This window comes from Shewanella carassii, assembly GCF_019670705.1.
Lineage (GTDB): Bacteria > Pseudomonadota > Gammaproteobacteria > Enterobacterales > Shewanellaceae > Shewanella > Shewanella carassii.
The window spans coordinates 2,959,596-2,986,460 of record NZ_AP024618.1; the positions used below are offsets into that span (position 1 = coordinate 2,959,596).

At 51.1% G+C, this 26,865-nt stretch carries 25 protein-coding genes, 1 other RNA gene and 1 pseudogene; 13 read left to right on the forward strand and 14 right to left on the reverse strand.

All coding sequences use genetic code 11. The features are described from left to right. Positions 1–5: 5 nt before the first annotated feature. Complete coding sequence (gene rlmN, locus K5621_RS13390; protein ID WP_039035076.1) at positions 6–1,127, reverse strand: dual-specificity RNA methyltransferase RlmN; 1,122 nt, start codon at positions 1,125–1,127, stop codon at positions 6–8. Positions 1,128–1,329: 202 nt separating this feature from the next. Between rlmN and K5621_RS13395 the strand changes: the two genes are divergently transcribed. Both K5621_RS13395 and K5621_RS13400 read left to right on the forward strand, forming a co-directional pair. Further along, positions 1,330–2,406 carry a CNNM domain-containing protein gene (locus K5621_RS13395; protein ID WP_100145336.1) on the forward strand — a complete coding sequence of 359 codons (1,077 nt, stop codon included), beginning with the start codon at positions 1,330–1,332 and terminating at the stop codon, positions 2,404–2,406. Between the two features lie 137 nt (positions 2,407–2,543). After that, on the forward strand, positions 2,544–4,289 hold the full coding sequence (locus tag K5621_RS13400; RefSeq protein WP_221049472.1) for a bifunctional metallophosphatase/5'-nucleotidase: 1,746 nt from the start codon (positions 2,544–2,546) through the stop codon (positions 4,287–4,289). Positions 4,290–4,411: 122 nt separating this feature from the next. Here K5621_RS13400 and K5621_RS13405 read toward each other — a convergent pair whose 3' ends face one another. Then, on the reverse strand, positions 4,412–4,825 hold the full coding sequence (locus tag K5621_RS13405) for a type 2 periplasmic-binding domain-containing protein (protein WP_221049473.1): 414 nt from the start codon (positions 4,823–4,825) through the stop codon (positions 4,412–4,414). Here K5621_RS13405 and K5621_RS20030 point away from each other — a divergent pair. Together K5621_RS20030 and K5621_RS13410 are read left to right on the forward strand one after the other, a co-directional pair. After that, positions 4,776–4,913 (forward strand): annotated as a pseudogene (locus K5621_RS20030) (oxidoreductase); the annotation flags it as partial. The gene K5621_RS13405 and the pseudogene K5621_RS20030 sit on opposite strands and share 50 nt — an antisense overlap. Beyond that, entirely contained in the window at positions 4,905–5,120 is a 216-nt protein-coding gene (locus K5621_RS13410) for a pirin family protein (protein ID WP_245003186.1), read from the forward strand. The pseudogene K5621_RS20030 and the gene K5621_RS13410, both read left to right, overlap by 9 nt. A 75-nt stretch (positions 5,121–5,195) precedes the next feature. On the opposite strand, the gene K5621_RS13415 is transcribed toward K5621_RS13410, so the two are convergent. The 4 genes from K5621_RS13415 to K5621_RS13430 form a co-directional block, all read right to left on the reverse strand. Beyond that, positions 5,196–5,705, reverse strand: coding sequence for a GNAT family N-acetyltransferase (locus K5621_RS13415; protein WP_100145332.1), 510 nt, complete (start codon positions 5,703–5,705; stop codon positions 5,196–5,198). Positions 5,706–5,712: 7 nt separating this feature from the next. Continuing rightward, positions 5,713–6,234 carry a GNAT family N-acetyltransferase gene (locus K5621_RS13420; RefSeq protein ID WP_221049475.1) on the reverse strand — a complete coding sequence of 174 codons (522 nt, stop codon included), beginning with the start codon at positions 6,232–6,234 and terminating at the stop codon, positions 5,713–5,715. 125 nt (positions 6,235–6,359) lie between these two features. Continuing rightward, positions 6,360–6,659, reverse strand: a complete 300-nt coding sequence (locus K5621_RS13425; protein WP_100145328.1) for an NrfJ — start codon at positions 6,657–6,659, stop codon at positions 6,360–6,362. Positions 6,660–6,747: 88 nt separating this feature from the next. Beyond that, positions 6,748–6,963, reverse strand: a complete 216-nt coding sequence (locus tag K5621_RS13430; RefSeq protein WP_028779188.1) for a DUF3820 family protein — start codon at positions 6,961–6,963, stop codon at positions 6,748–6,750. Between the two features lie 700 nt (positions 6,964–7,663). Between K5621_RS13430 and K5621_RS13435 the strand changes: the two genes are divergently transcribed. The 4 genes from K5621_RS13435 to K5621_RS13450 all read left to right on the forward strand — a co-directional run bounded on the left by K5621_RS13435 (position 7,664) and on the right by K5621_RS13450 (position 10,429). After that, a complete protein-coding gene (locus K5621_RS13435) occupies positions 7,664–8,407 on the forward strand; it encodes an AAA family ATPase (protein WP_221049476.1) in 744 nt (247 codons plus the stop codon). After that, positions 8,367–8,771, forward strand: a complete 405-nt coding sequence (locus K5621_RS13440; protein ID WP_100145324.1) for a CopG family transcriptional regulator — start codon at positions 8,367–8,369, stop codon at positions 8,769–8,771. The genes K5621_RS13435 and K5621_RS13440 overlap by 41 nt, the downstream gene beginning before the upstream one ends. A 179-nt stretch (positions 8,772–8,950) precedes the next feature. Further along, on the forward strand, positions 8,951–9,775 hold the full coding sequence (locus K5621_RS13445; protein WP_025009748.1) for a M90 family metallopeptidase: 825 nt from the start codon (positions 8,951–8,953) through the stop codon (positions 9,773–9,775). A 108-nt stretch (positions 9,776–9,883) separates the two neighbouring features. After that, positions 9,884–10,429 carry a nuclear transport factor 2 family protein gene (locus K5621_RS13450; RefSeq protein ID WP_221049477.1) on the forward strand — a complete coding sequence of 182 codons (546 nt, stop codon included), beginning with the start codon at positions 9,884–9,886 and terminating at the stop codon, positions 10,427–10,429. On the opposite strand, the gene K5621_RS13455 is transcribed toward K5621_RS13450, so the two are convergent. From K5621_RS13455 to aceB, 3 genes are all read right to left on the reverse strand, one after another. After that, positions 10,409–11,797 carry an HDOD domain-containing protein gene (locus K5621_RS13455; RefSeq protein ID WP_221051198.1) on the reverse strand — a complete coding sequence of 463 codons (1,389 nt, stop codon included), beginning with the start codon at positions 11,795–11,797 and terminating at the stop codon, positions 10,409–10,411. The two genes, K5621_RS13450 and K5621_RS13455, sit on opposite strands and share 21 nt — an antisense overlap. A gap of 293 nt (positions 11,798–12,090) precedes the next feature. After that, the gene (gene aceA, locus K5621_RS13460) at positions 12,091–13,413 is read right to left on the reverse strand and encodes an isocitrate lyase (protein ID WP_221049478.1); all 1,323 of its coding nucleotides are present in this window, start codon (positions 13,411–13,413) and stop codon (positions 12,091–12,093) included. 73 nt (positions 13,414–13,486) lie between these two features. Continuing rightward, entirely contained in the window at positions 13,487–15,097 is a 1,611-nt protein-coding gene (aceB, locus tag K5621_RS13465) for a malate synthase A (RefSeq protein WP_221049479.1), read from the reverse strand. Between the two features lie 735 nt (positions 15,098–15,832). On the opposite strand from aceB, the gene K5621_RS13470 reads away from it, so the two are divergent. Further along, a complete protein-coding gene (locus tag K5621_RS13470; RefSeq protein WP_221049480.1) occupies positions 15,833–18,259 on the forward strand; it encodes a TonB-dependent receptor in 2,427 nt (808 codons plus the stop codon). A 45-nt stretch (positions 18,260–18,304) separates the two neighbouring features. On the opposite strand, the gene K5621_RS13475 is transcribed toward K5621_RS13470, so the two are convergent. After that, positions 18,305–20,074: a monovalent cation:proton antiporter-2 (CPA2) family protein gene (locus K5621_RS13475; RefSeq protein ID WP_221049481.1), complete on the reverse strand. Its 1,770-nt coding sequence runs from the start codon at positions 20,072–20,074 to the stop codon at positions 18,305–18,307. Positions 20,075–20,491: 417 nt separating this feature from the next. Between K5621_RS13475 and K5621_RS13480 the strand changes: the two genes are divergently transcribed. Further along, positions 20,492–20,989, forward strand: a complete 498-nt coding sequence (locus tag K5621_RS13480; protein WP_221049482.1) for an outer membrane protein assembly factor BamE — start codon at positions 20,492–20,494, stop codon at positions 20,987–20,989. Positions 20,990–21,073: 84 nt separating this feature from the next. On the opposite strand, the gene K5621_RS13485 is transcribed toward K5621_RS13480, so the two are convergent. Together K5621_RS13485 and K5621_RS13490 are read right to left on the reverse strand one after the other, a co-directional pair. Continuing rightward, a complete protein-coding gene (locus tag K5621_RS13485; protein WP_025009745.1) occupies positions 21,074–21,409 on the reverse strand; it encodes an RnfH family protein in 336 nt (111 codons plus the stop codon). Further along, on the reverse strand, positions 21,399–21,836 hold the full coding sequence (locus tag K5621_RS13490; protein WP_025009744.1) for an SRPBCC family protein: 438 nt from the start codon (positions 21,834–21,836) through the stop codon (positions 21,399–21,401). Before K5621_RS13490 ends, K5621_RS13485 begins: the two co-directional genes overlap by 11 nt. Positions 21,837–22,044: 208 nt before the next feature. On the opposite strand from K5621_RS13490, the gene smpB reads away from it, so the two are divergent. The 3 genes from smpB to K5621_RS13505 all read left to right on the forward strand — a co-directional run bounded on the left by smpB (position 22,045) and on the right by K5621_RS13505 (position 24,404). Beyond that, entirely contained in the window at positions 22,045–22,530 is a 486-nt protein-coding gene (gene smpB, locus K5621_RS13495) for an SsrA-binding protein SmpB (protein ID WP_025009743.1), read from the forward strand. Between the two features lie 115 nt (positions 22,531–22,645). Further along, positions 22,646–23,000, forward strand: a transfer-messenger RNA (tmRNA) gene (gene ssrA / locus K5621_RS13500). A 165-nt stretch (positions 23,001–23,165) separates the two neighbouring features. Continuing rightward, on the forward strand, positions 23,166–24,404 hold the full coding sequence (locus tag K5621_RS13505; protein WP_221049483.1) for an integrase domain-containing protein: 1,239 nt from the start codon (positions 23,166–23,168) through the stop codon (positions 24,402–24,404). A gap of 86 nt (positions 24,405–24,490) precedes the next feature. Here the strand turns inward: K5621_RS13505 and K5621_RS13510 are convergent, their stop codons facing one another. Together K5621_RS13510 and K5621_RS13515 are read right to left on the reverse strand one after the other, a co-directional pair. Continuing rightward, positions 24,491–25,345: an HNH endonuclease gene (locus tag K5621_RS13510; protein WP_221049484.1), complete on the reverse strand. Its 855-nt coding sequence runs from the start codon at positions 25,343–25,345 to the stop codon at positions 24,491–24,493. Next, positions 25,339–26,865, reverse strand: a complete 1,527-nt coding sequence (locus K5621_RS13515; protein ID WP_221049485.1) for an AAA family ATPase — start codon at positions 26,863–26,865, stop codon at positions 25,339–25,341. Before K5621_RS13515 ends, K5621_RS13510 begins: the two co-directional genes overlap by 7 nt.

Below are 26,865 nucleotides of genomic sequence, written 5' to 3' on the forward strand. Positions count from 1 at the left end.
AAGAGTTAATCCATTGTGACCGAAATTTGATTGGCTTGCATGCGTTTTTTCGCCAGACGCTTGGTTCTGTCACGTATATCCCCGGCCAACTGGCCACAGGCGGCATCGATATCATCGCCGCGAGTCTTACGCACTATCACTGTCAGGCCGTATTCCATCAGCACTTTGGCAAACCTGTCGATACGGGAATTGGAAGAACGCCCGTAAGGAGAACCCGGATAGGGATTGAATGGGATAAGGTTAACCTTGCAGGGGGTATCCTTCATCAACTTGGCAAGCTCATGGGCTTGCTCTGTGCTGTCGTTGATATGATCGAGCATCACATACTCCAGCGTGACCCGGCCGCGGTTAGCGTTGGACTTGGCGATATAACGACGAATAGCAGCCAAGAATTCATTGAGCGGATACTTCTTGTTAATAGGCACCAGCTCGTTACGCAACTCATCATTGGGAGCATGGATACTGACCGCCAGCGCTACATCGAGGGCGTCGCCCAGTTTATCCAGCGCCGGTACTACGCCTGATGTAGAAACTGTTACCCGCCGTTTGGACAGGGCAAAACCAAAGTCATCCAGCATGATATCCATCGCCGGGATCACATTGGCCAGATTCAGCAAGGGCTCACCCATGCCCATCATCACTACGTTGGTGACCGGACGCTCACCGGTTTCCTTCTGGAAGCCGAGAAAATGGGATACCCGCCAGATTTGGCCGACAATTTCAGACACTGTCAGGTTACGGTTAAAGCCCTGCTGAGCCGTGGAGCAGAAAGTGCACTCCAGCGCACATCCTACCTGAGAAGAGATACACAGAGTGGCCCTATCATCTTCCGGAATATAGACGGTTTCCACTTCCTGACCTTCGCCGACATTAATGGCAAACTTGATGGTGCCATCGGCCGACTTCTGATAGCTGGAGATCTCCGGCGCTACCACTTCACAGCGCTCTTTTAACTTGGCGCGCAGGTGTTTGTTGATATTGGTCATCTGGTCAAAGTCACTGATCCCGAAGTGATACAACCACTTCATCAGCTGTTCGGCACGGAATGGCTTATCGCCCAATTCAACGAAAAGCTCACGCATTGCCTTACGATCAAGATCCAAAAGATTGATCTTTTTTTCACTCATTTGACTTTCCTCAACACCAAAACCTGCAGCAGGGCGGCGAATTATACAGATAGCCCGCCACTATAGCCAGTAGTTCAGCGGTTGCTCTTATACCCATGAGTCGATCTGCAAAGCAGAAAATTAAGCTTCAACTCACAAGCTCTATGATAGAATAGCACCGGGCTAATATTGGCCTTTGCATCGGAGTGATAATTCCCCCCTTATGCTAACGCTTATCGTTATTGTATTAATCGCCATCGGCGTCTCTTTTCTCTGTAGTGTATTTGAAGCCGTACTGCTTTCGGTGACTCCCAGCTATATAGCCTCATTGAGGCAGTCCAATCCGGATGCTGCCGAACGTCTTCAAAAACAAAAAGACAATGTCGAATCTCCCCTGGTTGCCATTTTGACACTCAACACCATAGCTCATACTGTGGGTGCGGCAGTGGCCGGTGCCCAGGCAGCCAAAGTGTTTGGCGATGAGATGTTAGGGGTATTCTCCGGGGTACTGACCTTCCTCATTCTATTCTTTTCCGAAATCATCCCCAAAACTATAGGTGCCAACTACTGGCGAGCCATGGCCCCCAGTGTGTCTGTGGCGCTGGTGTGGATGGAACGACTCACTCTGCCGCTTATCTGGATGTCCAATAAGGTTACCCGTTTACTGGGCAAAGGTGACTCTGGCCAATATATCCGCCAAGAGATGAGCGCCATGGCCAAGATAGGTCATGAGTCCGGTGAACTGGATGAACAGGAAAGTAAAATTCTGACCCAGATGCTGAGCGTCAAGGAGATGCCGGTTACCGCCATCATGACTCCAAGAACCGTGATGTTCACTCTACCGGCCGCCCTGACTCAACACGAATTTGTCAGCCAGCACATCAACAAGCCTTTCACCCGGGTACCTATCTTCGATAAGGACCACGACGATATCATAGGCTATGTCAATCGTACCGATGTGCTGCTGAATGAACGGGATAATCCCGATGCGCCTCTGGGTAACCTCAGACGTAGTTTGGTGATAGTGCCGGAAACCGCCCGCATCCTGCCACTGTTTGAACTGATGATCAAACGCAACGCACAGATAGCCATGGTGGTGGACGAGTACGGCAGTGGTCAAGGTCTGGTAACGCTGGAAGACATAATCGAATCCTTGCTGGGACTAGAGATTGTCGATATCAATGACCCGGCCACCGACATGCAGCAGTTGGCAAGACGTCTTTGGAAACGCCGCATGAAAGATAAGGGGATCCGCCTCTCGGATGACAGAGAGCCAGCCAATGAATCACAGGGTTTTTGACGTGCGATTAGACATAGCTGAAGGTTAATAACCCTAAACACGCTATCTGCACCAACATCATTCAAAGGGGAGCTCAGGCTCCCCTTTTTCATCCGCCTCTGGAGGTGTACAATCCCCGCTCGCAGAATGAGGATGATATGCACACAGATTATGTTTTAAAGCTTGCCCATCTCAACGACACCCACTCACACTTGGATCCCAGCCGGGTTCAGTTCAAGATTGACTCTCAGGGACGCGAGTTTGATCTTCACAGTCACAGTGGTGGCTACGCGCGGATCTCGGCTCAGGTCAAGGCCGCAAGAGACGCTGCCCAAGCACAAGACCTGCCTTTTATCCTGCTCCACGGCGGCGATTGTTTCCAGGGCACCTTGTATTACAACCAGTTCAAAGGCCGGGCCAACGCCAAACTGCTGAAGATGTTGGCACCCGATGCTATGGTCATAGGCAACCATGACATTGACGATGGCAACGCCCTGCTGGCCGGTTTTATCAAAGAGGTCGGCTTCCCTGTGCTGGCGGCCAATATGGATCTCAGCGGCGAAGCTGAAGATAAGCCCGGGCGTCTTCGAGGGCTGGCCAACCTCCATGATCTGGATACCACCTCTGGCATCGGCCGCTGCCTGATAAAACCTTTCTATGACAAGCAGCTGGCCATAGTCGGTATTACTCTGGATCAAATGAAAGCCATCGCCAGGCCGGATCCCGATACCGAATTTGCCGATGCCTTTGCCACTACCAGGAAGACTGTTGAAGCCCTCAGGGCCAAAGGCATAGTGCATATCATAGTGCTCAGTCACTTAGGGTTGGATCAAGACAGATTACTGGCCGAAACCATCCCCGGGATCAGCCTGATAGTTGGCGGCCACACCCATACCCTGATGGGTGATTTCCGCGGTTTTGGCCTGCCATGCCTGCCCTATGGTGAAAGCGTCAACGGCGTGCCTATCCTCCATGCAGGTAAACATGCCGAAACCCTGGGGCTCGCCGACATTCAGTTCGATGACGCCGGCCGGGTGACCCGGCTCGAAGGCAGTAACATCTTTATGCTGGACCGTCAGTTTCTGCTGAGCGGCCCACTAGCTGCCACCGAAGCCGACTACCAAGCCGCCAAGGTCATGTTGGAGCAACATCCAGGGATTCACTGGGATAATACCGATGAAGCCATGGAGCAAGTGATTGCCAACGAATTCCGCCCGGCGATCAGCAACATGGCAAATCAGGTGCTGGCACTGGTACCCAAGGCCCTGGTGCACACCCGTCTGCCAAGCCGCACCCTGCCCCATGGCAGTGAAATTGCCCCCTGGGTCAGCCGCAGCATGTTTCTGGAGTCCAGAGCTAAAGACCAAAGGGTGGACTTTGCGCTGCATAACGCCGGTGGCGTGCGTCAATCCGTGCCCCAAGGACAACTGACCAAAGCCGATGTGCTCGGGCGCCTGTTACCGTTCGAATTGCCGCTGGTTAAATATGAAATTGCCGGGGAACACCTCTACCAGGCACTGGAGTCGGCCATCAACGCCGCCACCAACAACGGCGTACGTGGCACTGGCGCCGGCAGTTTCCCCTATACCTATGGGCTGAGATATTTCTATGATGGCCGCAGACAGCAGGGAGAAAGACTATTCCGGCTGGAGCTGTTGCGGGCAAATGGCCTGTGGCAAGCACTGGCGCCGGAGCAGCACTATATCGGGGTGTCCACCTGTTACACCACAGCCGGGAAAGAGGGCTATGAACCCCTGTTGCAAGCCCGCTGGCAGGAGTCGATGCCGTCGCTGACATTACCGGGCGCCTTCATCAACTTCCTGAAAAAGGCCCCCAAACTGGATGAATTGCTATTGCCCCATGTGCACTATACCAGCCACAGGGCCGAAGCTGCCGGCGAATAAGCCGGTAGCATTCAAAGCGGTTATCCCTCCCCCTTTGAGCTGACAAACCAACCGCTTCATAAACCAAAGTCACAGCCTTGCAGGCGCTCGGCAAACCAGCCTAGCGCCTTTCCCATCTCCCCTTATCGCCAGGCCATATAGATGGGCAGTGAAGGCCTGGGCAAGGCCACTTTGCGCTGCACCAACTCTCCTTTGGCCAAGGCGCCCCGGATCAAATGCAGCGGCAGAAAGCCCCTCCTATTCCCATCTTCTGTGCGGTTGGAATAAAGCGCATCCCAGCCGCCAAGGATCTCATGGGTCACGCTGACGGTGAGCTGTTTACCCAGCTCGGTGAATTCTTTGATTAATGAAAGCAGCGGCGCCTGTGGCAAGACGGTATCCAGCGCCAATATCAGTTGCGCCTCCCAGCCGGTTTCCAATTGCCTCACGGCATCCTCAAGCCGGGCAGTGACCGCCAGGTTCTCCCGCCCCTGAGTCAACACCAAACGCCCTACTGCCGCGGTGTTGGCCTTCACCATGCTGATGGCGATAGTCACAGTACACCTGGACAACGGCTTGTTTATGTCCAACAACGGTTACGAGTTTGGTCTGGCATTGCTGGCCGCCACTGTATCCGTGGCAATCTACCGCCTGGAGTTGACCGCTGCCAAGCAGACGAACTTCAAGTTGGCAAAGGGACGCAACCTCTATGCTCAAGTGGTGGAAGGAGAGCTGCAACTGGCAGGTGACACTCTGCAAAGTGGCGATGGCATTCACATCAACGAACGTGAGGAGTTTGCCATCAAGGCCGGCAACAAGCGTATCGTCGCCCTGGTGTTTAATTTACCATAACAAGCAGCATTTCTTGGCATTTGCCCAAGGCCGCCCTTGGCACTTCATTTGGGTGATTTTCCAGGACAGCTTAGGTTATAACTGCAGCTGCATACTGAAATTGATCAGCACTTCTCCGTGGCGTTGATGCTGATTACGCTTCAAGGTTGTAAAGCCTTGCTTGCTGAAAAACGCTTTAGCATAGAAAGAAGCTTCAACCCTCAAACACTGCACCCCGGAATCAACGGCGTATCTCAATAGCTGCCGGTAGAGCTTGGCGGCGATCCCCCGGCGCTGGGCATTGGGGTGAGTAAAGAGGCAATCTATCTCGGCTTCACCCGGCGCATTCAAAGGCTTTAGGTTAATAAATCCGAGCAAATTGCGACCATCTTCGGCAACCCAAAGCGCCGTCCCCAGCAAACGTTGCCGCCACTCATCTTCGCTGCGCTTTGCAGGCGACCAAGCCTGGCATTGCGCCTGGCTGTAATGCTCAGTGCTGGCGTTTACCACCAGATGAAACAGCTCGGCGATTGCCGCGCAGTCCTCGGGGCGACCTTGGCGAACAATAAAACCGTGCTCGGCTTGAGTGGGCATTGGTGAATTCATCGGCGGCTTAGCTCTTATGCACCAAAGGCGCCAATATCAGCTTCATAAAGTAGCTGCCGAACATCTGGCCAGATTTTTCCTGGTAGCTTTTATGATGCAATCGGAACCCGGCGCGTTCAAACACTGGCTTGGACAAAGAGGAAGCATCGGTTGTCAGGTGATGATAGCCTTGAGTGAGTGCCCACTTCTTGGCGGCTTCAAGCAAAGCTGAAGCAACTCCCTGACGCTGGCTATCGGGCGCCACATAAAGGCAGGCGATATAACCTCGCTCACGGAAGGTGGTCTCCAGCAACACAAACCCCACACATTGAGGGTTTTGCTCATCGCCCTTAAGCATCACCCAGGCCTGAGCTCGTTTAAGCCTCAATTGCCAGTAACGCCCCGAGCGAGGCGCTGTCGACCAAACCAGACGCTGAGCCGCACTATAGCGAGTATCATCTATGGCAGAAACGGCACTGTGGTACAGATTGGCTATCTGTTCCCCCAAGTGCCTGTGACGAGAGTGAGAATAAACCTCTACCCGCAACATGATTATGTGTACCAAGCCAGTTGAATTGCGGGCATTTTGCCCGACAATTACGCTCAGGCAAAGCCCTGGAGCACAAATAAAAAAGCCGCGAACAGAGTCGCGACTTTAATAGAGAGCGGATGAAATCACTTCTTATCGATTTCACCAACAAACATCAGCTTGTCAAAGGTACGGTTGAGGGTCTTGCTAGTGAAGTTATTCATCCACATCTGCTCGGTTACCTGCACCTTGTCACCCTTGGCCACCGCTACCTGAGGCCCTGCCGCCCAGAATGTCTTATCGGCTTCCTTAATCTGTACATAGGTATAACCACCGCTGTTCATGGTGTCGACTACTGTGCCTTCGTGCACCACACCTTGTGCCCAGGCTGAAGAGATACCCATTGCCAAAGCCGCGGTTGCCAAGATCTTTGCCAGTTTTGCCATTGTCTATTGTTTCCTGTTGTCGTTGGAAATTTAATTAAAGCATGAGCTACATCATAAATCGCTAATAGGGCTCACACTTTTGACAGCTTCAAGGGCGCAGTAAGGGTCGCAGCATGGACTCAAGACCATTGAGCTTTACCTCATAGATAAGCGCCAACTGCTGCCCAAGCTTACCCTCTGGGAACCCTTTGGAATGAAACCACACCAGATAAGGCTCGGGCAACTCCAATAACTTGCGTCCGGCGTACTTGCCAAAAGGCATGGTCTGATTGATGGCTTCCAACAACTGCTGTTCCGGCTGCATGCTCTCTCCGTTGGCAGATAAAGAGGGGAGTATACCTTGTCGAGAATCGGCGATACCAGCGGCAAAGACATGCAATCATAGGTTCAAAAACAACGAAAAAGCTAATCAATACAAGAACCAGGCTAGAACGAAAACCAATTCAAACGCACAATATAATTTGGCAAGGTCTACAGCACGGCCCAGGCGGTAAAATCTTAAGAATTTGATTAATTGTCAAATCGAGTAAGATCACATTTATTTATACTTTTAAATCTAAAAAATTATTTTTAATTCCGATAAGCGGCATCGACTGCGTCATAAAAGCAACTCCGGCGATTCCACGCCAAACATCGAGCCGATTTAACAAATAAATGACGCGGAAACATTTTTTTAACAGCATAATTTTATTGATAATTTCCCAGGCCACTTCCCCTCACCGGCAACACTGCCATTATTACGGCAACCCAAGGAACAACGCCAAAAACATGACGCAATAAAAACAGTAAAAACCAATAAAAATCATCAAGTTGACCAACAAATAATTAACTTTTACATTTGCTTTACCGTTCACTGTCCATCTCCGCCAGCGACAACTTTTCGGAGTGCAGAAAAGCAGCGACACGGAAAACATCAGGTTGGGAACACTCCCGAACCAAGGAAAGTTGTAAGCCATCAGGGAAAGAGCAAATAACTTAATAACAGGCTTTCAGAGGGCAAGACAATGATCATACTCGTTGGCGGTGAAAAGGGGGGCAGCGGCAAGAGCTGCCTAGCACAAAACATTGCCGTTTTTCTCACGGTGGAATGTGGCGCATCGGTGATCATGGTGGATTGCGACCCTCAGCGAACCACCTCTGATTGGATCCAGGCCCGCAACAACGACAACAAGCTAGCCGGGATCAACTGCGTTCAACTCTATGGCAAAATCCGCAACGATCTGCTGAGTCTGGAGCAACACTACGACTATGTGATAGTCGATTGCGGCGGCCAGGACAACCTGGCGCTGCGTGCCACCATGTCAGTGGCCTCCCATGTACTCATGCCCCTCAGGCCCAAGCGCCGCGATCTTAAAACCGTCAGCCATATGGACGACATAGTCGCTACCTGCATGATGATAAACCCCAAGATGCGCGCCTCTTTTGTCATCACCCAATGCCCTAACCTGCCCAACCAGGCCAGCCGTATTCTCGAGGCCAAGGAAGTCTGCAAAACCTATGATATCAATGTGCTGGATGCCATTACCTACAGCCGCAACATCTATGATGACAGCGAAGAGTCCGGCCGCTCGGTAATTGAATTCGAGCCCAAGGGCAAGGCCGCCGCCGAGATCCGTGCCATCGCCTGCGAAATGCTGCAGGCACAGAATGCCACTGAGATCCGCAGCCGCCTGATGACCAACCAACTCAACAACATGAGGACTCAGTATGGGACTGGCCGATCTGAAGAAAAACGTTACGCCATCTGAGGTCGATGCCCGTAAGCGTATGTTGGCCATGCAATCCCTGGATGAGTTTATCGACGGTGCCATCTATTACGCCATGGGGCAAACGCAGCAATCGGCGGCAACTATGCCGGTCGAGCAGCGGTATTCCAATACAGCTTCCGCCAAGCAGGAAGCCACTCAGCAAAAGCTGATACCCAAACGCCGCCACGAACCTTTTCGCAAGGCAACTTTCACCCTGAGTGAAACGGCTATCAGCCACCTGGCCGAAATGGCCAGCGACTGTGATATTGCCAAGTCACGCCTGATACGTTTGCTTATCAAGCATCATCACAGCCTGACGCCGCAAGCGCGCCGCGAGTTGGAGCAGAAGTTTATGCCGGACTGATTCCTTTCCCTTGAACTGCGTGGACTGTTTGACACTCCCACCCTTTGCTGACAGCCGATAACAGGTTTCAACCTCTTTGCTGTCAGCTTTTTTTTGCTTATTTTTCATGCGCCGAGCTTGAGTTATTCCCACTGAGCCCCCACAGATCTGATTAGACGCTTTAGCCATGGAGCCGGATCATGCTGGCCATTCTGATCACCCTTGCCGCCGGCGCCAGCGCCATAGGTTGGATCCTCAGCCAGTCCTGGCGGGATCGCAGACGCAGAGACAAGATACGCGCCAAGCCTTTCCCCAAGGAATGGCGCACTATCCTGAAAAAACGTATGCCCTATTTCCGTTCCCTGCCCAGTGACCTGCAACTGCAGCTCAAGAAACACATCCAGGTGTTTCTGGCGGAAAAGCAGTTTGTCGGTTGCGACGGATTGGAGATAGATGATGAAATCCGCCTGACCATAGCCGCGCAGGCCTGTCTCTTGTTACTCAATCGCCAAACCGACTATTACCCTAACCTGAGACAAATTCTGGTGTACCCATCGGCCTTTATCGTTCGCCAGCAGCAGCGGGATGCCAATGGCCTGGAATGGCACAGCCAAAGGTTATTGGCGGGAGAATCCTGGGGTCAGGGGAAGGTCGTCCTTTCCTGGCAAAATACCCTGGATGACGCCGCCGATCCGGCAGACGGCCGGAATGTTGTGATCCATGAATTCGCCCATCAACTGGATCAGGAAGCAGGTGATGCCAATGGCGCTCCCAGACTCGGCGAGTTCAACGCCTACCCTGTGTGGTCGCAGGTGCTTGGCCGAGAGTTTGCCAAACTGCAGGCTCAGGCCGCCAGTGGTGAGCCAAGCCTATTCAGTTACTACGGCGCCACCAATCCGGCCGAGTTCTTTGCCGTAATAAGCGAGGTGTTCTTCGAACAGCCGCAGCAGATGAGAGCCGATTATCCGGCACTCTACCAGGAGCTGAGCCGCTTTTATCGTCTCGATCCCCTGAGTTGGCACTAGGCCAGCTTTCAACTGCATACCTGCAAACAGAAAACCCTTTTGGCTCACATCTTGTGCCCAATTGGGTTAAGCTGGGGCCGACAATAAAAATTTATAAGAGGAAACATTATGTTGCACCTTAAGCCTCTGTTGCTGACTACAGCGCTGCTGCTATCGATTTACGGCCATTCAGCCTTGGCAAGTAGCCCGCAAGTCGGCAATCAAAACGGCCAGGAGCAAACCGGCCAGCTCGATGATGACCAAGCTCAGGCCGCTTCGGTATTGGATAAGCTGCACCAAAGTGCTGCCAATGCCGACTGGGCCAGCTACTTTAGCCTCTTCAGCCCGGATGCGGGGTTTATCGGTACAGATGCCAGTGAATACTGGAATATGGTTGAATTTGAGCAGTATGCCCGTGCCACCCAGGGCTGGACTTACCAAAGTTCCTCGCGCCGCCTGGTACAGCACGGCGAGGTGATAGTGTTCGATGAACTGCTGGACAGCCAGTCCTATGGGCTTGGACGGGGCACAGGCACGCTTGTCAAAACCGAAAAAGGCTGGCAAATACTGCAATACAGCCTGAGTTTCCCCATTCCCAACGCCCTGGCGCCCAGAATTACCGATCAGATAAAGCTGTATCGCAAAAAGCAGAAATCAGTGCCTGAAGGCAACTGAGAAACAGATGTTGGCCAACTGCACGAAGTGGCCAAAGCTGTCAAAATCTTCAGGATGAATACCCCGTCCCGAACTGGCCTTGTCGGCGTAATAGACGCCAATTACCTTATTGTCCACTTTCAGCGGTGCCAGCATAAAACCACTGGCGGGGACTTTTCTCGCCAGCTGTTCACCCAATACGGCTTTGTCGGCCCCCTCGCCCTGCCAGGCCAGTTTCTGATTTTCAATACAATCCCTCAGCAAAGTGCCGCGGCCTTCCAGCTCGAGAATAAAGTCGTTTTTCATCTCCTCGGCGCCGTCCCCAAGCGCGATTCTCGGTTGCAACATGCGCCTGCTCGGTGACAGCAAGAGCACGGCGCAGCGGTCGAGACCAATACCCTCGAGTATTCCCTCCAATGCCGTGGTCACTACCTTATTGAAATCAGTCTTCTCGACGGCAAAGCCGGTCAGCTCTCTGAGTTTTTTCAGCTGGAACGCAAGATTTGCCTCGCGTACTACAACCTCAGCCACCCTCTCCTGGGGCAGCAGCTGATCTGTGTCCGGCAGATACTCGATAAGCACCTTGGCGCCATAGGCTTCGGCTAACTTGACTGTAGCGTTGGAGCAGCGAAGGACCCGGCCACGAAACTCATCTGTATCCAGCTTGAGCATATCGGCGGCTTGTTTAAGGCGCCGCTCCAGCTCCTCGGGTTTGAGTGCGGAGCCGGCCAGCGCTTCGCTGAGTTTATTGGCCAGAAAAATACTGCGAATTTCCGGCGTGCGTTCATCGGGATTGCTGAGCGACTTGCACAAGAGTTCACCCAGGCCCCAACTGCGGGCCAGCCCCTGGCTGAGCTGATTAAATGAAGCGCCGAGCGCCTCGCGCACCAGATTGAGTCTATTTACGGTATCACTCTCGGCGCTGAGGGCCGAATCCAGCTCCTCGGCCAGTTCGGCTCCCGTGCTCCAAAAGGCACTCTCACCCAAGTGATAGAGCAGCGCGGCAATAAACGCCTCCTCCTGCAACTCCTCATCGTAGCCATCGAGCATCATCTTGGCCAACATGGCGGCCTGAAACGCCTGAGCCATCAGCTTAAGCAACCTTTGATAAACCGAGGGCGCCAGATTTTTGCTTTCCAGCAAACTAGAGAGGAGTTTGGCGGTAATGCAGATATTGCGGATGGTGTCGAACCCCAGTACCACGGCAGCGCGGCTGACCGTAGTAACAGGGCTTATCCCCTTGTTATAGATGGCGCTGTTGGCCACCCGCAAAATACGGGAAGTGAGCGCATTGTCGTGCATTATGCTGCGCCCCAGAATCGCCATGGAGGACACATCGTCCTTGGCGAGTTTTTCCAATGTCCTTATTGTTGAGCAAAGTGCGGGCATTTCCTGATCACTGATCCTGCGGGTCCAGTAATCCACCCCCTTGTTGGCTGATTTCAAATACGACTCAACTCTTTCAGGTATTGGCCCAGCGGTGGGCTTGAGAATGGAACTCTTGTTATGAATAAAGCACAAACCTCAAAGAAATAACACAATTACAACAAAAAAAGGCGACTCAATGAGTCGCCAAAACACAAGCAACAAGGCTCAAATGACTGGGAAGTCACAAATTACCCCCGAAAATGGCGTAGGTTCATTTCCGGGGAAGTGGCGCCCGAGGACGCCAACACAGGGGATTAAAACTGCTCTTCTTCGGTCGAACCGCTCAGAGCCGTAACAGAGGACTGGCCGCCCTGGATAACATTGGTCACCTGATCAAAGTAACCTGTACCCACTTCCTGCTGATGCGCCACAAAGGTGTATCCCTTCTGCGCGGCAGCGAATTCGGCTTCCTGAACCTTCTCAACATAGTGCTTCATGCCTTCGCCACGGGCATAGTCGTAGGCGAGATCGAACATGTTGTACCACATGTTGTGAATACCGGCCAAAGTGATGAACTGGTACTTGTAGCCCATGTTGGCAAGCTCCTGCTGGAACTTGGCAATGGTGGCGTCATCTAGGTTCTTCTTCCAGTTGAACGAAGGAGAACAGTTATAGGCCAACAGTTGATCCGGATACTGGGCATGGATGGCTTCGGCAAAGCGGCGCGCCTCCTCCAGATCCGGCTTGGCGGTTTCACACCAGATAAGGTCGGCATAAGGTGCGTAGGCAAGCCCGCGGGAAATGGCTTGATCCAAACCAGCCTTCACCCGGTAGAAACCTTCCTGGGTACGCTCTCCGGTGATAAAGTCGCGATCATAGGGATCGCAATCCGAGGTCAGCAGATCAGCGGCGTTGGCATCGGTACGGGCAATCACCAGAGTATCCACTCCAGATACGTCGGCTGCCAGACGGGCCGCCACCAGCTTCTGTACCGCTTCCTGAGTCGGCACCAAAACCTTACCGCCCATGTGACCACATTTTTTCACTGAGGCCAGCTGATCTTCGAAGTGCACCCCGGCGGCGCCGGCGTCTATCATGGACTTCATCAACTCATAGGCGTTCAGCACGCCACCGAATCCGGCTTCCGCATCGGCCACAATCGGCAGGAAGTAATCGACATAGCCCTCATCTTCCGGGTTTTTGCCCTGGTTCCACTGGATCTGATCGGCGCGGCGGAAAGAGTTATTGATCCGTCCCACCACAGCAGGCACAGAGTTGGCCGGATAGAGTGACTGATCCGGGTACATGGTGCCCGCCAGGTTGGCATCGGCCGCCACCTGCCAGCCTGAAAGGTAGATGGCCTCGATACCGGCCTTGGCCTGCTGCACGGCCTGACCGCCGGTCAAAGCGCCGAGAGAGTTAACATAGCCCTTCTTCGCGCCGCCGTTAACCAGTTCCCACAACTTAGCTGCGCCGCGCTTGGCGATAGTGTTTTCAGGAACCACTGAACCGCGCAATGCCACAACTTCTTCGGCGGTATATGGACGGCGAACGCCCTGCCAACGTGGATTTTCAGCCCAATCTTTTTTCAAAGCTTCTATCTGCGCCTGACGTGAATTCTGTGTTGCCTTGCTCATTTTGACTCTCCTTCGTAGGGTAATTTGGCAGCCACCCAGCCCCCGCGGGCAGCTGCCGTTAATGGTTATGAGGTTATCGGGTAAGCAGCTCGTAGCCCGGCAAAGTCAGGAAGGTCACCAGCTCATCGGCTGTGGTGATCTCTTCCAATAAGCTTGCCGCCTGCTTGAATTGGCCGTTATCGAAACGCTCGCTGCCGAGCTCTTCACGCACATTGGCCAACTCTTCTTTCAACATGGCGCTGAACAGCGCCTTGGTCACCGGCTTGCCGTTGGAAAGCTTTTGCCCGTGCTGGATCCATTGCCAGATAGAGGCGCGGCTGATTTCTGCTGTGGCTGCGTCTTCCATCAAGCCATAGATGGGCACACAACCATTGCCGCCAATCCAAGCTTCTATGTACTGCAGTGCAATACGGATATTGAGTCGCATCCCCTCTTCGGTGCGTTCACCATCACAGGGTTTGAGCAGCTCGGCCGCCAAAATGGGTGCGTCCACGTCGCGGGTGATATGCAGCTGGTTTGCGTGCTCTTCACCTATATATTCGTTGAAAATCCCCATGGCGGTATCAGCCAGGCCAGGGTGTGCCACCCAGGTACCGTCATGGCCGTTTCGGGCCTCAAGCTCTTTGTCCTTGCGAACCAGCTCCAGCACCTGGGCATTGGTTTGCGGATCCTTGGCGGGAATAAAGGCCGCCATGCCGCCCATCGCCAGAGCGCCGCGCTTGTGGCAGGTCTTGATCAGCAGGCGTGAATAGGCGCTGAGAAACGGCTTATCCATGGTCACTTGCTGGCGGTCCGGCAAAATACGATCAGGATGCTTCTTCAAGGTCTTGATATAGCTGAAAATGTAATCCCAACGGCCACAATTGAGCGCCACTATGTTGGAGCGCAGCTCATAGAGGATCTCCTCCATCTCAAACACGGCCGGCAGAGTTTCAATCAGACAGGTGCACTTGATGGTGCCGCTCTGCAGGCAGAAACGCTCTTCGGCGAAGGCAAACACCTTGGCCCACCAGCGCGCCTCAAGATGGCTCTCCAACTTGGGAATATAGAAGTAAGGTCCACTGCCCTTGGCAAGCAGTTGGCGATAGTTATGATAAAAGTACAAAGCAAAGTCGAATAAGCAGCCGGGAATAGGCTTACCGTTGAATTCGACATGCGCCTCCGGCAGGTGCAACCCCCGCACTCTGGCAATCAATACCGCGGGGTTGGCCTGCAATTGATAGTGTTTGCCGGTTTCCGGCGCGGTGAAATCAATTTCACCGCGGACGGCGTCACGCAGATTGATTTGGCCCTCGACCACCTTCTGCCAGCTGGGTGCCAGTGAATCTTCGAAGTCGGCCATAAAGACTTTTACATTGGCGTTGAGCGCATTGATGATCATCTTGCGATCCACAGGCCCGGTGATCTCGACCCGTCTATCTTTAAGATCCGCCGGTATACCGCGAATTTGCCAATCACCATCTCGAATGGCTCGGGTTTGCGGTAAAAAGTCCGGCAACTCGCCGCCGTCTATCCGCTGCTGACGTTGCTCACGCTTTTCCAGCAAGCTGGCCACTTCCGGAGCAAACTCCCGACACAGAGCCTCGAGGAAGTTGAGCGCACCTTCAGTAAAAAGGCTCTGCTGCTGCGGTATTTCGGCCCCCTTAATACTGAGCCCTTGCTGTGCGACTGTCTCTGCTATCATCTTGTTGTCTCCCTGGGAGGCAGAATAAAGCCTGCCAAACCCTGCAAATGTTCGTTTCGTACTAAAACCTATCGATAAACATTTGTATTTGCAACAGTCAAAATGTCGAAAAAACCGTCAAAAACTAAGCTTTAACTTGACTCAAAATTGGTATTACCAAGCCAAAACAAAATAACCAAGATACTGTTTTAAAACGAAAAAATTCAAAACAGCAAGGACTCAACCTTCAGATTTAAGAAAAATGTCAGACAACTTGACCACACTAACAGCAAAGTAATTTATTACGAAAATTAATCACACAATGTAAAAAATAATTTCCGCGCAACACACTTAAAACTTAAGTCTAATCCACCTTTTTCTGTTTCGAACTCCCGCTAGGGTCAACTCAAAATAGCCAACAAAAATAAACATTTAACAAAAACGCAACCAAGGCAGATATTAAACGAGCGTTTGAAGTTAACCTTTACGTAAAGGTTATATGTGAATGTGATCGAGATCTGTTTTTTATGACTTGCGTATAGTGATCAACAAGGGCCAATTCTTTGGTCAGCCCGAATAAAAAAGTGATTTTTTTTAAATTTTTTTCAAAAACTTGCCAATTCTTGCATCCAAAACAGGATTTGAGTGAGTTAGTTAAAAAATATCCATTCAACTGACACAGTTTGAAACTTTTGTTGCAACTCAAATAAAAACCATTATCATTCGCAACCTACTTTAGAGGGGGGATGATCTCAAATGCAGCAATCCGCAATATCTCTGGCTGTGACGGCTTGTTTGTCGCTGACCATGGCACAGGCCGCACAGGCAAACCAAGCGACTCAGTCACAACAAGTATCACAGGATGTGGAACGCATTACTGTTTATGGCAAACAAAACAAGGTGGTAATGAATTCAGGGCTGGCGACAAAATCAGATATGTCGCTGATGGAAACTCCGGCGGCTTTGGTGGTGATAGATAAAGAGCTGTTTGCCGCCCAGGGGGCCGACTCGCTGCAGGATCTGGTGCGTAACATCAGTGGTGTTACCCAAGCAGGCAACAACTACGGCATAGGTGATAACCTGGTGATCCGTGGCCTGGACGCCAACTACACCTATGACGGCATGTACGGCGGCGCAGGACTCGGCAACACTTTTAATCCCACTCGCTCCATGACCAATGTGGAAGCGGTTGAGGTGCTCAAAGGCCCGGCGACCGGACTTTATGGTATGGGCAGCGCCGGCGGGATCATCAACCTTATTGAAAAGAAACCTCAATTTCAGGACAGCACAGAAGTCAGCGCCGAAGTGGGTTCCTGGAACAGTTACAACCTGGGGCTCGACTCTACCGGAGGCTTGAGCGACACCCTGGCCTATCGCCTGGTGGCCAAACATACCCGTAGCGATGGCTATCGTGATATCGGCAGCGACAGAGATGAAGTCTATGCCTCGTTGAAAATTCTGCCTTCAAACGCTCAAGATCTGGTGCTGTCAGCTGCCTGGATTAAAGACTCTGTGCAAGTAGACTCTGTAGGCCACCCGATACGTATCTACAACGCCGCCTCTACCGGTGGCCTGAGCGGCGCACAAGTCAGCTGGCAAGATTTGGTTAACGACCCCAATGGTGCCGGCATTCAACTGACTGAGGCGCAGCGGCAACAACTGGCCGACTCCCTGGTGGCGAGCGATGGAATCGAACCCTTCGACATAGGCGATACCAGCCTGGCCTCTCCCATCAGCAGGCCCAATGAAGGCGAAGAGTGGCGCTTCAAGTTGAACCACAACATCGCCCTCAGTGACAATCTGCAACTTAATCAGCAGTTACAGTATCGAGACTATCAGTCCGGGTTCATCCGCCAGACTGGCGCCTATAACTATGTGTACTGGAAACGCAAGGTCAAATCCGTAGACGTGATCAACGCCGATCCCCGCGCGCCACTGGTGATTGATGATGTCTTGTACCCTTATGCTGCCAGAAGACAGGAATACCGCAAGGTAGATGCCCACGAGAAATCCTGGCAGTACTTTGCCGATATGCGCTACAACTTCAGCTTGGCAGGGATAGACAGTGAGCTGTTGCTGAATGCCAACCTGGAAGACAGAGATATCGCCTATAAGAGCTGGGCACTATACGACAAAGATGGCGGCGGTGAACTACCTTATATTCTGGATATCCGTAACCCCAACTGGGGCGACAAAGCCTTTGAGGACTACAACCCTGATCTCAAGGACAACTACAACAAGCAAGTCCGCGCCTGGGGCCTGGGCATGCAGTATGTGGGTTACCTGAGTGAAACCTTTACTGCCAGGGTGGGTGTGGCATTCAATGAGATTGAGCAGAAGTACACTCATCTGGGCACCCCTAAAAAAGATCCGACTCCGGAGCAGGACAGCAAAGATCACGGTATGACCTATAATCTGGGTCTGACTTATATGCCGACCGATAACCTGTCATTCTTCGTCAATCATGCCAAGGGGCGCACGGCTTACAGCGTGCTCGGTGCCGTAACGGGCGCACAGAGTGGCCGCGCAGCGGACAGAAAGGATTCAGAGTCCCTGAGCTATGATCTCGGTATGCGCTTCAAGGGCTTTGACGACCAGTTGCTCGGCTCCTTGGTCCTGTTCCAGAGCGAGCGCACTAACCTGCGCTACGGCAACCCGGAATACAATGACAAACAAGGCGCGCCTGATTACAACATCTCAGTGCCCGAGTTCTTCTACGATGGCAAGGACAAGACCACAGGTGCCGAGCTGGATCTCAACGCCCACCTCAATGAAGAATGGTTGATAAACCTCAATGGTCTGTATCAGGATGCACGCAACAAGAATGACCCCAACTCCAGCGGCTACAACAGCCGCCAGAAAGGGGTTCCTCAGGTCAGTGCCAGTGCCTGGGTCACTTACAGTCATCAGTGGCAGGCGCTGCCGCACCCCTTATCTATAAGCTTTGGGGTTCGTTATGTCGATGAGCGTAGCACCAACTCGGATTCCTTCGGGATCCCGGATGGCAAAGTGCCCGCCTACACGGTTTGGGACTCGGCCATCGCCTACAAGGCCGATGACTGGAATGTGCAGCTGAACCTCAATAACCTGTTCAACACCCGCTACTACGACAAGGCAATGTTCCTTGGCGGCATGCCGGGAGCCGAACGCAACGCCAAGTTGAGTGTCAGCTACCGCTTCTAAACCACAAAAGCGCGTCGATTGGCGCGCTTTCGGTATCAGGGGCCTTTACAGGCCCTTGTCTTTATCTGCACGCATCAATGACTCCAGCTCCGCCCTGCCCTTGTTGGACAAACGAATAAGCGCTTTGAGGTCGTCCTTATGTTTGGCCCCGGCCTCGACCTGCGCCTTGTCATGTTCGGCGAATATTTTCACTCTCTCATTGGCCTGTACCTGACTCAGACCCAGTGTTTGCAACACACTCTCACTGGCACTGAGCGCTGAGCCAAAGGTTTCCCGAAATACCGAAGTCACCCCCAGGCTCATCAAACGATAGGCATGGTTACGGTCACGAGCCCTGGCGATAACGGCCACATGGGGGAAGTGAGTCTTCACCTGAGTCACTATTTGCAATGAATCTTCCACATTATTAACCGCCACCAAGATCACCCGCGCCTTGGGCAAACCGGCCGAAAACAGCATATCGAGCCGCTTGGCATCACCAAAGTACACCTCACCACCAAACTGGCGCACCACATCAACGTGGCGGGCGTCTTTATCCAACGCCACAAACGGGATCCCAGAGGATGCCAAAATACGGCCGGTTATCTGCCCCATGCGACCGAAACCAGCGATCACCACTTCACTGTCGGCAGCTTCTATCACATCCGGCAGACGGCTGGCCTCGGCCGGTTTGCCAAGTAGTCTAAATAGCTTAAGCAGATAAGGGGTTATCGCCATCGACAAACCTATGGCCAACACCAACATCTGGCTGATTTTTTCAGACAAAATCCCCGACAACTGCGCCTGGGAAAGCAGGACAAAAGCAAATTCACCGCCTTCTGCCAGGATCAAACCCAGCACCATGGCACTGCGCCAGGTGTGGTGCCTAAATTTTCCTAGCAACATCAGCACCAGAGTCTTGACCGCCAACATGCCAAAGAGGATCCCCAGCAACGCCAAAGGCTCCTTCAGCAGTAAGCCAAGATCCATGGTCATGCCCACGGCCATAAAGAACAGCCCCAGTAGTAAGCCCTTAAAGGGTTCTATATCGGTTTCAAGCTGATGACGGTACCCAGAGTTGGCCAACATGATACCGGCCAAAAATGCCCCCATACCGGCCGACAGCCCGAGCCAGGCCATCAGTGCCGCACTGCCCATCACGAGTAACAGCGAAAATGCCGTCAGCACTTCGCGCACCCCACTGGCCGCCACCAACTGCAATACTTTGGGAAGCAGGTACTTACCTACCAGCAAAAAGCCCAGTAGCGCCACACAGGTCCAATACCAAGGCACGGCATGATGAGCAGGATCGGCGCCGCTCGGCGCCAGGTAAGTAATCAGCAGCATCATGGGGATCACCGCCAGATCCTGCATCAGCAACACCCCAAAGGCATCACGTCCAACTGGAGTAGTAAGCAGCCGCTGCTCATTCATCAACTGCACCGCAAAGGCGGTGGAAGATAACGCAAGCGCCGCGCCAATAATCACGGCGGCTTCAATCGAAAGCCCAAAACTGAACGCCAAGGCGCTGACCGCGACCCAGGATAGCAGCAACTGACCGCTGCCAAGGCCAAATATGGCACTGCGAAGCTCCCAGAGTTTGCCGGGGGTTAATTCCAACCCCATCACAAACAACATGAGGATCACCCCAAGCTCGGCAAAATGAAGTACTGCCGCTGGCTCAGACACAACAGCAACGCCGCCGGGACCAAGTAAGACCCCGGCGGCGAGGTAAGAGAGAATGGGACCTATACCGAAGCGTTTGCCCAGCGGAACCAATACTACGGCGGCGAGCAAAAACATGAGCACTGAAGTAAAGATGTTGGCCTGGTCCATCAACACTCCTCAAAACATGACGACATGAAGGCTATTCCTCAAGTGGCGGGAATATTTGACTCATTATGACAGAGTTAAGCGCGAAAAATGAGTGGCTACTAATGAAAATCTTCTTCGATTAACCCTCTAAAATAAAATGATTTTCAATGGTTATACGGGTTTATTACCAGCGGGCCGACTTCCATTCCACATCAATATGTTCCATATCGGCTAACAGACATAAAAGCTACAGCTAAACGAACCGTTTCATCTGTTTGCCCAGCATTAATCGATGCTAATGCAACAATTTGGCAACAGCGAAACGAACCAAGTCACTTTAATGTTGTCGAAGCCTCAAGCGCCGAGTCAATAGCCCTTGTCAGCACGGGCTGGGCTTGGGTATTATGGCCGACAGTTTTTCATGAAGTAGCACATTCAATGTCAATTAAAAAGCAAAGTCTTACCCTGCTGAGCGTCAGCGCGCTCACCCTCTCTCTCAGTGCCTGCAGTGTCTTTGACTGGCTGGTGTACAAGCCTGATATTCCACAGGGCAACTATATGGAGCCTCAGCAGGTGGAAAAGCTGCGCATCGACATGACCAAGGAACAGGTGGAATTTGTGCTTGGGCGTCCGGTGCTGCGTGACAGCTTCAAGGATGATACTTGGTACTATGTTTACCATTACAAGAGTGGTCGTGATGCCAGTATTACCCATAAGGAACTGATCCTACACTTCAATGGCGATCAATTGGTCAAAGTCACAGGGGATTATGAACTGAGTAATGAATTCAATACTCCGCTGGAGCAAAGCAGCTTGCCAATGGCCAACAGCCCAGAGCTGACACCGCAGATCCCGCAGCAACGCGGTGATGAAAAGCCTCTGGTTGAAGAGCAAGATCCCGCCAAGATGAATAAGCACGAGCAGGACGGTAAGTAATTCCGAATTCCAAGCTTGTACAGACAAAGAGATTAAAAAAGCGCCTGCTGGCGCTTTTTTAATGTCTTGCTTTTCCCAAGTCACTCAGCTGATTTTGGCGCCGGTCACTTTATTGATCCGCCCTTCCTCGGCCGCTTTTTCGGCGCGTTTGCGGCGCACTTCTTTGGGGTCGGCAATCAAGGGGCGATAGATTTCGATTCTCTGCCCGGGCTCAACTTCTTCATCGTGTTTGACCTGACGGCTGAAGGTGCCGAGTTTCACCGTCTCCAAATCAATCTCAGGGAAAAAGGCCTGGATATTACTCTGACGCACAGCCTCAATAAAACTGGTACCCGGCGTTACGGAAACACTGATCACCTTCTGTTGTGTCGGTAAGGCATAAATGACATCGACACTGAATTTTTCCTGTTCACTTGCCACTGTATACTTCCTTCGCCCGTTGAGTAAAAGCCGTCACCATAGAGGTAACCAACTCTTTGAACACCTTGCCGAATGCCATACCAACCAAGGAGCTGGAGAACTCAAAATTCAACTCAAACTCCACCTTACAGGCGTCCTCGGCCAATTCGGTAAAATACCAATGGCCGGTCAAATGCTTGAAAGGACCATTCTCCAGTTGCAGCTCGATACTCTTGCCTTCCACCACCTGATTACGGGTGGTAAAGGTTTTGCTGATCCCGGCCTTACTGATATCCACCGATGCCAGCATGGTTTTGCCATCAAACTCCAGCACCTTACCGCCAACGCAACCAGGAAGAAACTCTTTATAAGACTCGACATCATTGACTAGCTGGTACATCTGCATCGCACTGTAACGCACCAGAACACTGCGGGAAATCTGTGGCATCCGTTGGTTGATACTCTTGGCTGACTCAAAAACAGACCCGGATTTTAGCACGCCGGCCGAAAAACGCATCCTTTGTTCCACCGCAATGGGAGCGGCCACCATAAGCGCTCAAAAAGCCAGCAACAAAACCCTAAGCTACTGCCCACAACTCAAAATATTCTTCCAGGCCAATTCCAAATTGGTGGCTGCTGCGTATAATAGCCAGCCTATGGCTAAGAAGAATGCAAAAAAATCCGCAAACGCTCCGGCAACTATTGCCCGGAACAAGCGTGCGACCTTTGAATATCGCTTCGATGAAAAATTCGAGGCCGGTCTGTCCCTGATGGGATGGGAGGTCAAATCCATCCGCGCCGGCAAGGTGAATCTGTCGGAAAGCTTTGTCATGCTGAAAAATGGCGAAGCCTTCCTGCACAACTGTAATATCACCCCACTCAGCGCGGCATCGACTCATGTGGTCTGCGACCCAACCCGCATGCGTAAACTGCTGCTCAATCGCCGTGAGCTGGACCGTCTGGCCGGTTTGGTTGAAAGGCAGGGTTACGCCATAGTGCCCATCTCCATGTACTGGCGCAAAGGGGCCTGGGTCAAGGTTGAGATAGGCTTAGGTAAAGGTAAGAAAGCCCACGATAAGCGCGACGATATTAAACAACGTGACTGGGCTATCGAAAAAGCCCGGGTCATGAAAAGCAAGTAACTGATATTTGCTGTTATTTCGCACGCCATTTGTACGGATAACCAGCAAGTGATTGTCCTTTGCTAATTAAAGCCTTGGTAAGCAGGTGGTAAAGGGGTTACAATTAAAACATCACGGGGGCGATTCTGGATTCGACGGGATTCGCGAAACTCCGGGAGCATGCCGAGGGGCGGTTGGCCTCGTAAAAAGCCGCACAGTTATAGTTGCAAACGACGATAACTACGCTCTAGCAGCCTAAGGCCGCTAGCCATCTACCACAGGTCTCGCACATGGGCAGTGGATTTGATGGTCACCTTACATAGTGCTAGCGAGGGAACCTTGTCTGGGGGTGAACCGCGAAACAGTACCAGGCTCACCGTTTGGAATCCTGTCTTTCGGAGCTCAACCGGTTAAATAAAAGAGAGACTAAGCATGTAGCGCCTTGAGCGTAGGTTTTTCGGACGCGGGTTCAAGTCCCGCCGCCTCCACCAACTCAGATAACTAAGACGTCCACGGACGTCTTTTTTATTGCCTGCAACAACGTAAAATCAATGACTTACAGTACAAAGACGTTTTATGACGTCCTACTACAGCTTTGATTTTTGGGTACACCCGAGGGTACACTGCTTCCACTTCGATAATATGGTGTACCCTACATGGCCATAAGCACGACTCGCCTAACTGATACAGAAATCAAAACCGCCAAACCAAAGGATAAAGAGTACAACCTCTTTGACGGTGATGGACTCCGCTTGAGAATAAAGCCAAACGGCTCAAAACAGTGGATTCTGAACTATTACAAGCCGACCAATCGGAAAAGGGCAAATCTCAGTTTAGGCAAGTATCCGGACCTATCACTTGCAAATGCTCGTAAGCTGGCACTGGAAGCAAGGGAACTCATTGCCCAAAATATCGATCCCCAGGATGCGCGAAAGCAGCGCCAACAAGAAGTTGATGCCATCCACCAGCACACTTTCTATAACGTTGCTAAAGAATGGTTTGATATGAAAAAAGATTCGGTATCGGCAGACCATGCGGTTGATACCTGGCGCTCGTTGGAACTACACATTTTTCCTAGTCTGGCCAACATCCCGGTGAAGGACATCACAGCCCCACTTGTCATAGAACTTCTCAGACCAATCGAGGCCAAGGGCAGTCTTGAAACGGTTAAACGCTTGTCTCAACGCCTAAACGAAGTGATGAATTTTGCCACCAACTGTGGTTTGGTTAATGCTAATCCTCTGTCAGGCATCAAAGCCGCTTTCAAAAAGCCTAAAAAAGAGAATATGGCCGCTCTAGCACCGGCCGAACTACCAGAGCTGATGCACTCGCTATCCTATGCAAGTATCAAGCTGACGACACGATGCTTAATCGAGTGGCAATTGCATACTATGACTCGCCCAAGTGAAGCTGCGGGAACAAGGTGGGAAGAAATCGACCTGGATAACAAAGTCTGGACTATCCCGGCTGAGCGAATGAAGAAAAAGCGCGAACACCGTATCCCATTAACGGATCAAATGTTGGCGCTATTGGATTTAATCAAGCCTATCAGCGGCCGCCGTGAATTCGTGTTCCCTTCCGATCGTGAGCCCACTAGGCCGTGTAACAGCCAAACCGCAAATATGGCGCTAAAACGCATGGGATTTGCTGGTCGATTGGTCAGCCACGGTTTACGTTCGCTAGCCAGCACCACATTGAACGAACAGGGTTTCGAAAGGGATTTAGTTGAAGCCGCGCTATCACACGTTGAAGAAAACCAGGTTCGTAGCGCATATAACCGCACGGATTACTTGGAACGTCGTCGTCCGATGATGAGCTGGTGGAGCAGTCATATTGAACAGGCCGCCAAAGGCAACCTGTCGGTGACCGGAACCAAGCAGTTGAAGGTGATTTAAAATTAGCAGCAGTACCTTAGATGCATGTTCATAGCAAGGCTACTGCTGTTGAACCTCAACTAACTACCAAAATTTCCAAAATACGGTCACAAAGCATCCATCAAAGCCATACACATCACTCTTTCCCAATGATTAATAAAAGGCGATGCATCTATGACTGTTTGAAAAATAATGCTTTTGCTTGTCTCCTTATCAACTGTCGCACCTAGTAGTGCATTGTATTGAGCCATCAAGGAAACAAGCCTTGGACCAGCTTCCTTTGAAAACCTTAAAGCTAAATCAAAATCTTCAAAGTGTTTTTCAACTCGATTTTTCTGGGCACCCTCCCAATAATCAGGAGGAGAAACAAAGTACTCTATAACACCAGGTTCACCACCCTCACTAGGCTGATAACGGGCAAACAGCCATTGTTCGTTAAAAAACCTATCCTCGTCTAAATATGGCTGTATTACCTGCTCGGATGCTGAAGTAGCAAACAAGTCGCTCTTACCATCCATATTGCAGTCTCGACACGAAGGAACTAGGTTTACGGGTACTATCGAAAACTGTGGGAAATGTGCTTTGGGTAAGTAATGGTCAAGATTTCTAGGGCGCCCAATTCCACCGCAAAAAGGGCACTTTTCGTTAGCTGCAATCATTAGAGCATCATAGATAGCCCTGGCAGGCTTGCTTTTGCCAACAACATAGTTATCGTACATTTTTACCAAGTCTGACTTTTTTAATCGACCAATGACTACGGGGTCACTTTTAGGATCCTGTAGCGGAACAATCGTAAACAACTCACCTGTTGCACCTGATGTCTCATATAGCCGAGCCTGTCTCTGTAATTCGGCTGCCCCACTGTTCACTTTTCGCAACAAACTAGGATTGCCGGTAATTCCATTCCGACAATTTGTTAGCATTTCTGCATAGGAGCTGGCAGGTCGTGCAAGTTTTAGCATTCCCCCATACTCCTATCACGATTTACAACGAGGGCTTTGAGTAGGGCCCTGGCTTCAATACCAAGTTGACCACGATAATCTTCCACTATCTCGTCATAAGTGCCACCAGCGTCAACAGTTCGAACCAACAAGTCATGGAAACCAGACTTAACAACCTCAAGACCAAATACTTCTCTGGTTAAAACACCAACGTTTTCTCCAAATGTTTCCATGTCTGGTCTACGAGGTTCAGTAACCAACCGCGAACGATTGATTTTCCAAACGCAATTGCGTGGCACCTCTTGTAAAACAACAGGTGAATGAGTTGCAATAATTGACAGGCCATTCCGATCAAGCAACAAATCAGAAAGAGCTCTCACAAATGCAGATAGCAGCGGAGGATGAAGGTGACTTTCTGGCTCATCAATAAGCACTAAGGTTTTTTCTTCAACTGTAGCCACTAATCTAGTAATTGTTAGCAGTACCACAGCATGTCCCGAACTCATTTTTTTTATCCGTTTACGAGCATTTCTGTCGAGACGTTCACCAGAATAACGAGGAAGTGCTTTGAGATTCATACTCTCGAAGTTCTCGTCAGACTCCAGTGTATCGATTGCTCTCAACCACCTAGCTCGTTTCGATTCTTGACTTAAGCAAGCCTTTAGAGCCTGAATAAAATCTTCGTGAACATCGACTACCTCCTTAAGTTTGTCAGTTCCATATTGCTTTAAGCCGATGTAGAAATAACATGTGCCTTTGGAGGGATCTGGCTGCTCATTTGGTGGATTAAACGGATCAAAAGCACTAAACGATACTGAAACTAAGCTGCTAAAATAGTCCGGTTCAATTGGACTATCGTCCCTACCTTCCAAGTCGTAAAATTTAGCAGTTGAATCAGTCGTGTTGGTTATAGCCTCAATCATTCCATTGAGTATTGTCGTTTTCCCAACCCCATTTCTGCCAATGATTGCGTGGATATTGGTGCTCGGTTTAGCACCGACTGTGACATTAAATGTCAAATCAATCGCTGACATTTTATCTGTTGCAGGCCTAGAAAACATAAACTCAAAGTTAGTTAGCTCGTTCCGCCCCTCCAGTACCGCAGAAAATTGTCCTTTAATGACGGATAGACTGACCCACCGCAATAGAGATGTGCGAAAAACATCTTCATCTTGTACCGACTCAATCAAGTTTTGGGTATAGACGATATCTCTTAACCCTTCGAGAAGTGCAATTCTTACTCGCTCAGGAAGAAGATGAATTTTCTTGTAATATTCAACATCTTGACCAAGGGAAAAGTATTTTTTAGGAAGTGAATTTAGGGGACTTGTCAAAGTCCTGAAAGTCGAGTTTTCAATTGTTTGTCCCTTAAAACCAATTTTTACCTGCCCTATTTGATGACTGGTACCGTCTTCATCAAATACAGACAAAAAGAACATCGTCACAAACGAATAGTCATTCCAATAGTCAACATGCAAATAGGCGGTATTTGTTGCTGAAGATGGGACTCGCTGCTCCTTAGGTACAATAACAATATTCAT

Bases quoted from the DNA above. Each gene is read 5' to 3' on its own strand.
- K5621_RS13455 (WP_221051198.1), bottom strand. From the start codon at position 11,797: ATGCCCGCACTTTGCTCAACAATAAGGACATTGGAAAAACTCGCCAAG.
- K5621_RS13435 (WP_221049476.1), top strand. From the start codon at position 7,664: ATGATCATACTCGTTGGCGGTGAAAAGGGGGGCAGCGGCAAGAGCTGC.
- aceB (WP_221049479.1), bottom strand. From the start codon at position 15,097: ATGATAGCAGAGACAGTCGCACAGCAAGGGCTCAGTATTAAGGGGGCC.
- K5621_RS13470 (WP_221049480.1), top strand. From the start codon at position 15,833: ATGCAGCAATCCGCAATATCTCTGGCTGTGACGGCTTGTTTGTCGCTG.
- aceA (WP_221049478.1), bottom strand. From the start codon at position 13,413: ATGAGCAAGGCAACACAGAATTCACGTCAGGCGCAGATAGAAGCTTTG.
- K5621_RS13515 (WP_221049485.1), bottom strand. From the start codon at position 26,865: ATGAATATTGTTATTGTACCTAAGGAGCAGCGAGTCCCATCTTCAGCA.
- K5621_RS13430 (WP_028779188.1), bottom strand. From the start codon at position 6,963: ATGCAGCCGGAACAGCAGTTGTTGGAAGCCATCAATCAGACCATGCCT.
- smpB (WP_025009743.1), top strand. From the start codon at position 22,045: ATGGCTAAGAAGAATGCAAAAAAATCCGCAAACGCTCCGGCAACTATT.
- K5621_RS13510 (WP_221049484.1), bottom strand. From the start codon at position 25,345: ATGCTAAAACTTGCACGACCTGCCAGCTCCTATGCAGAAATGCTAACA.
- K5621_RS13400 (WP_221049472.1), top strand. From the start codon at position 2,544: ATGCACACAGATTATGTTTTAAAGCTTGCCCATCTCAACGACACCCAC.
- rlmN (WP_039035076.1), bottom strand. From the start codon at position 1,127: ATGAGTGAAAAAAAGATCAATCTTTTGGATCTTGATCGTAAGGCAATG.
- K5621_RS13490 (WP_025009744.1), bottom strand. From the start codon at position 21,836: ATGCCACAGATTTCCCGCAGTGTTCTGGTGCGTTACAGTGCGATGCAG.
- K5621_RS13505 (WP_221049483.1), top strand. From the start codon at position 23,166: ATGGCCATAAGCACGACTCGCCTAACTGATACAGAAATCAAAACCGCC.
- K5621_RS13440 (WP_100145324.1), top strand. From the start codon at position 8,367: ATGGGACTGGCCGATCTGAAGAAAAACGTTACGCCATCTGAGGTCGAT.
- K5621_RS13450 (WP_221049477.1), top strand. From the start codon at position 9,884: ATGTTGCACCTTAAGCCTCTGTTGCTGACTACAGCGCTGCTGCTATCG.
- K5621_RS13415 (WP_100145332.1), bottom strand. From the start codon at position 5,705: ATGAATTCACCAATGCCCACTCAAGCCGAGCACGGTTTTATTGTTCGC.
- K5621_RS13475 (WP_221049481.1), bottom strand. From the start codon at position 20,074: ATGGACCAGGCCAACATCTTTACTTCAGTGCTCATGTTTTTGCTCGCC.
- K5621_RS13445 (WP_025009748.1), top strand. From the start codon at position 8,951: ATGCTGGCCATTCTGATCACCCTTGCCGCCGGCGCCAGCGCCATAGGT.
- K5621_RS13425 (WP_100145328.1), bottom strand. From the start codon at position 6,659: ATGGCAAAACTGGCAAAGATCTTGGCAACCGCGGCTTTGGCAATGGGT.
- K5621_RS13395 (WP_100145336.1), top strand. From the start codon at position 1,330: ATGCTAACGCTTATCGTTATTGTATTAATCGCCATCGGCGTCTCTTTT.
- K5621_RS13420 (WP_221049475.1), bottom strand. From the start codon at position 6,234: ATGTTGCGGGTAGAGGTTTATTCTCACTCTCGTCACAGGCACTTGGGG.
- K5621_RS13480 (WP_221049482.1), top strand. From the start codon at position 20,492: ATGTCAATTAAAAAGCAAAGTCTTACCCTGCTGAGCGTCAGCGCGCTC.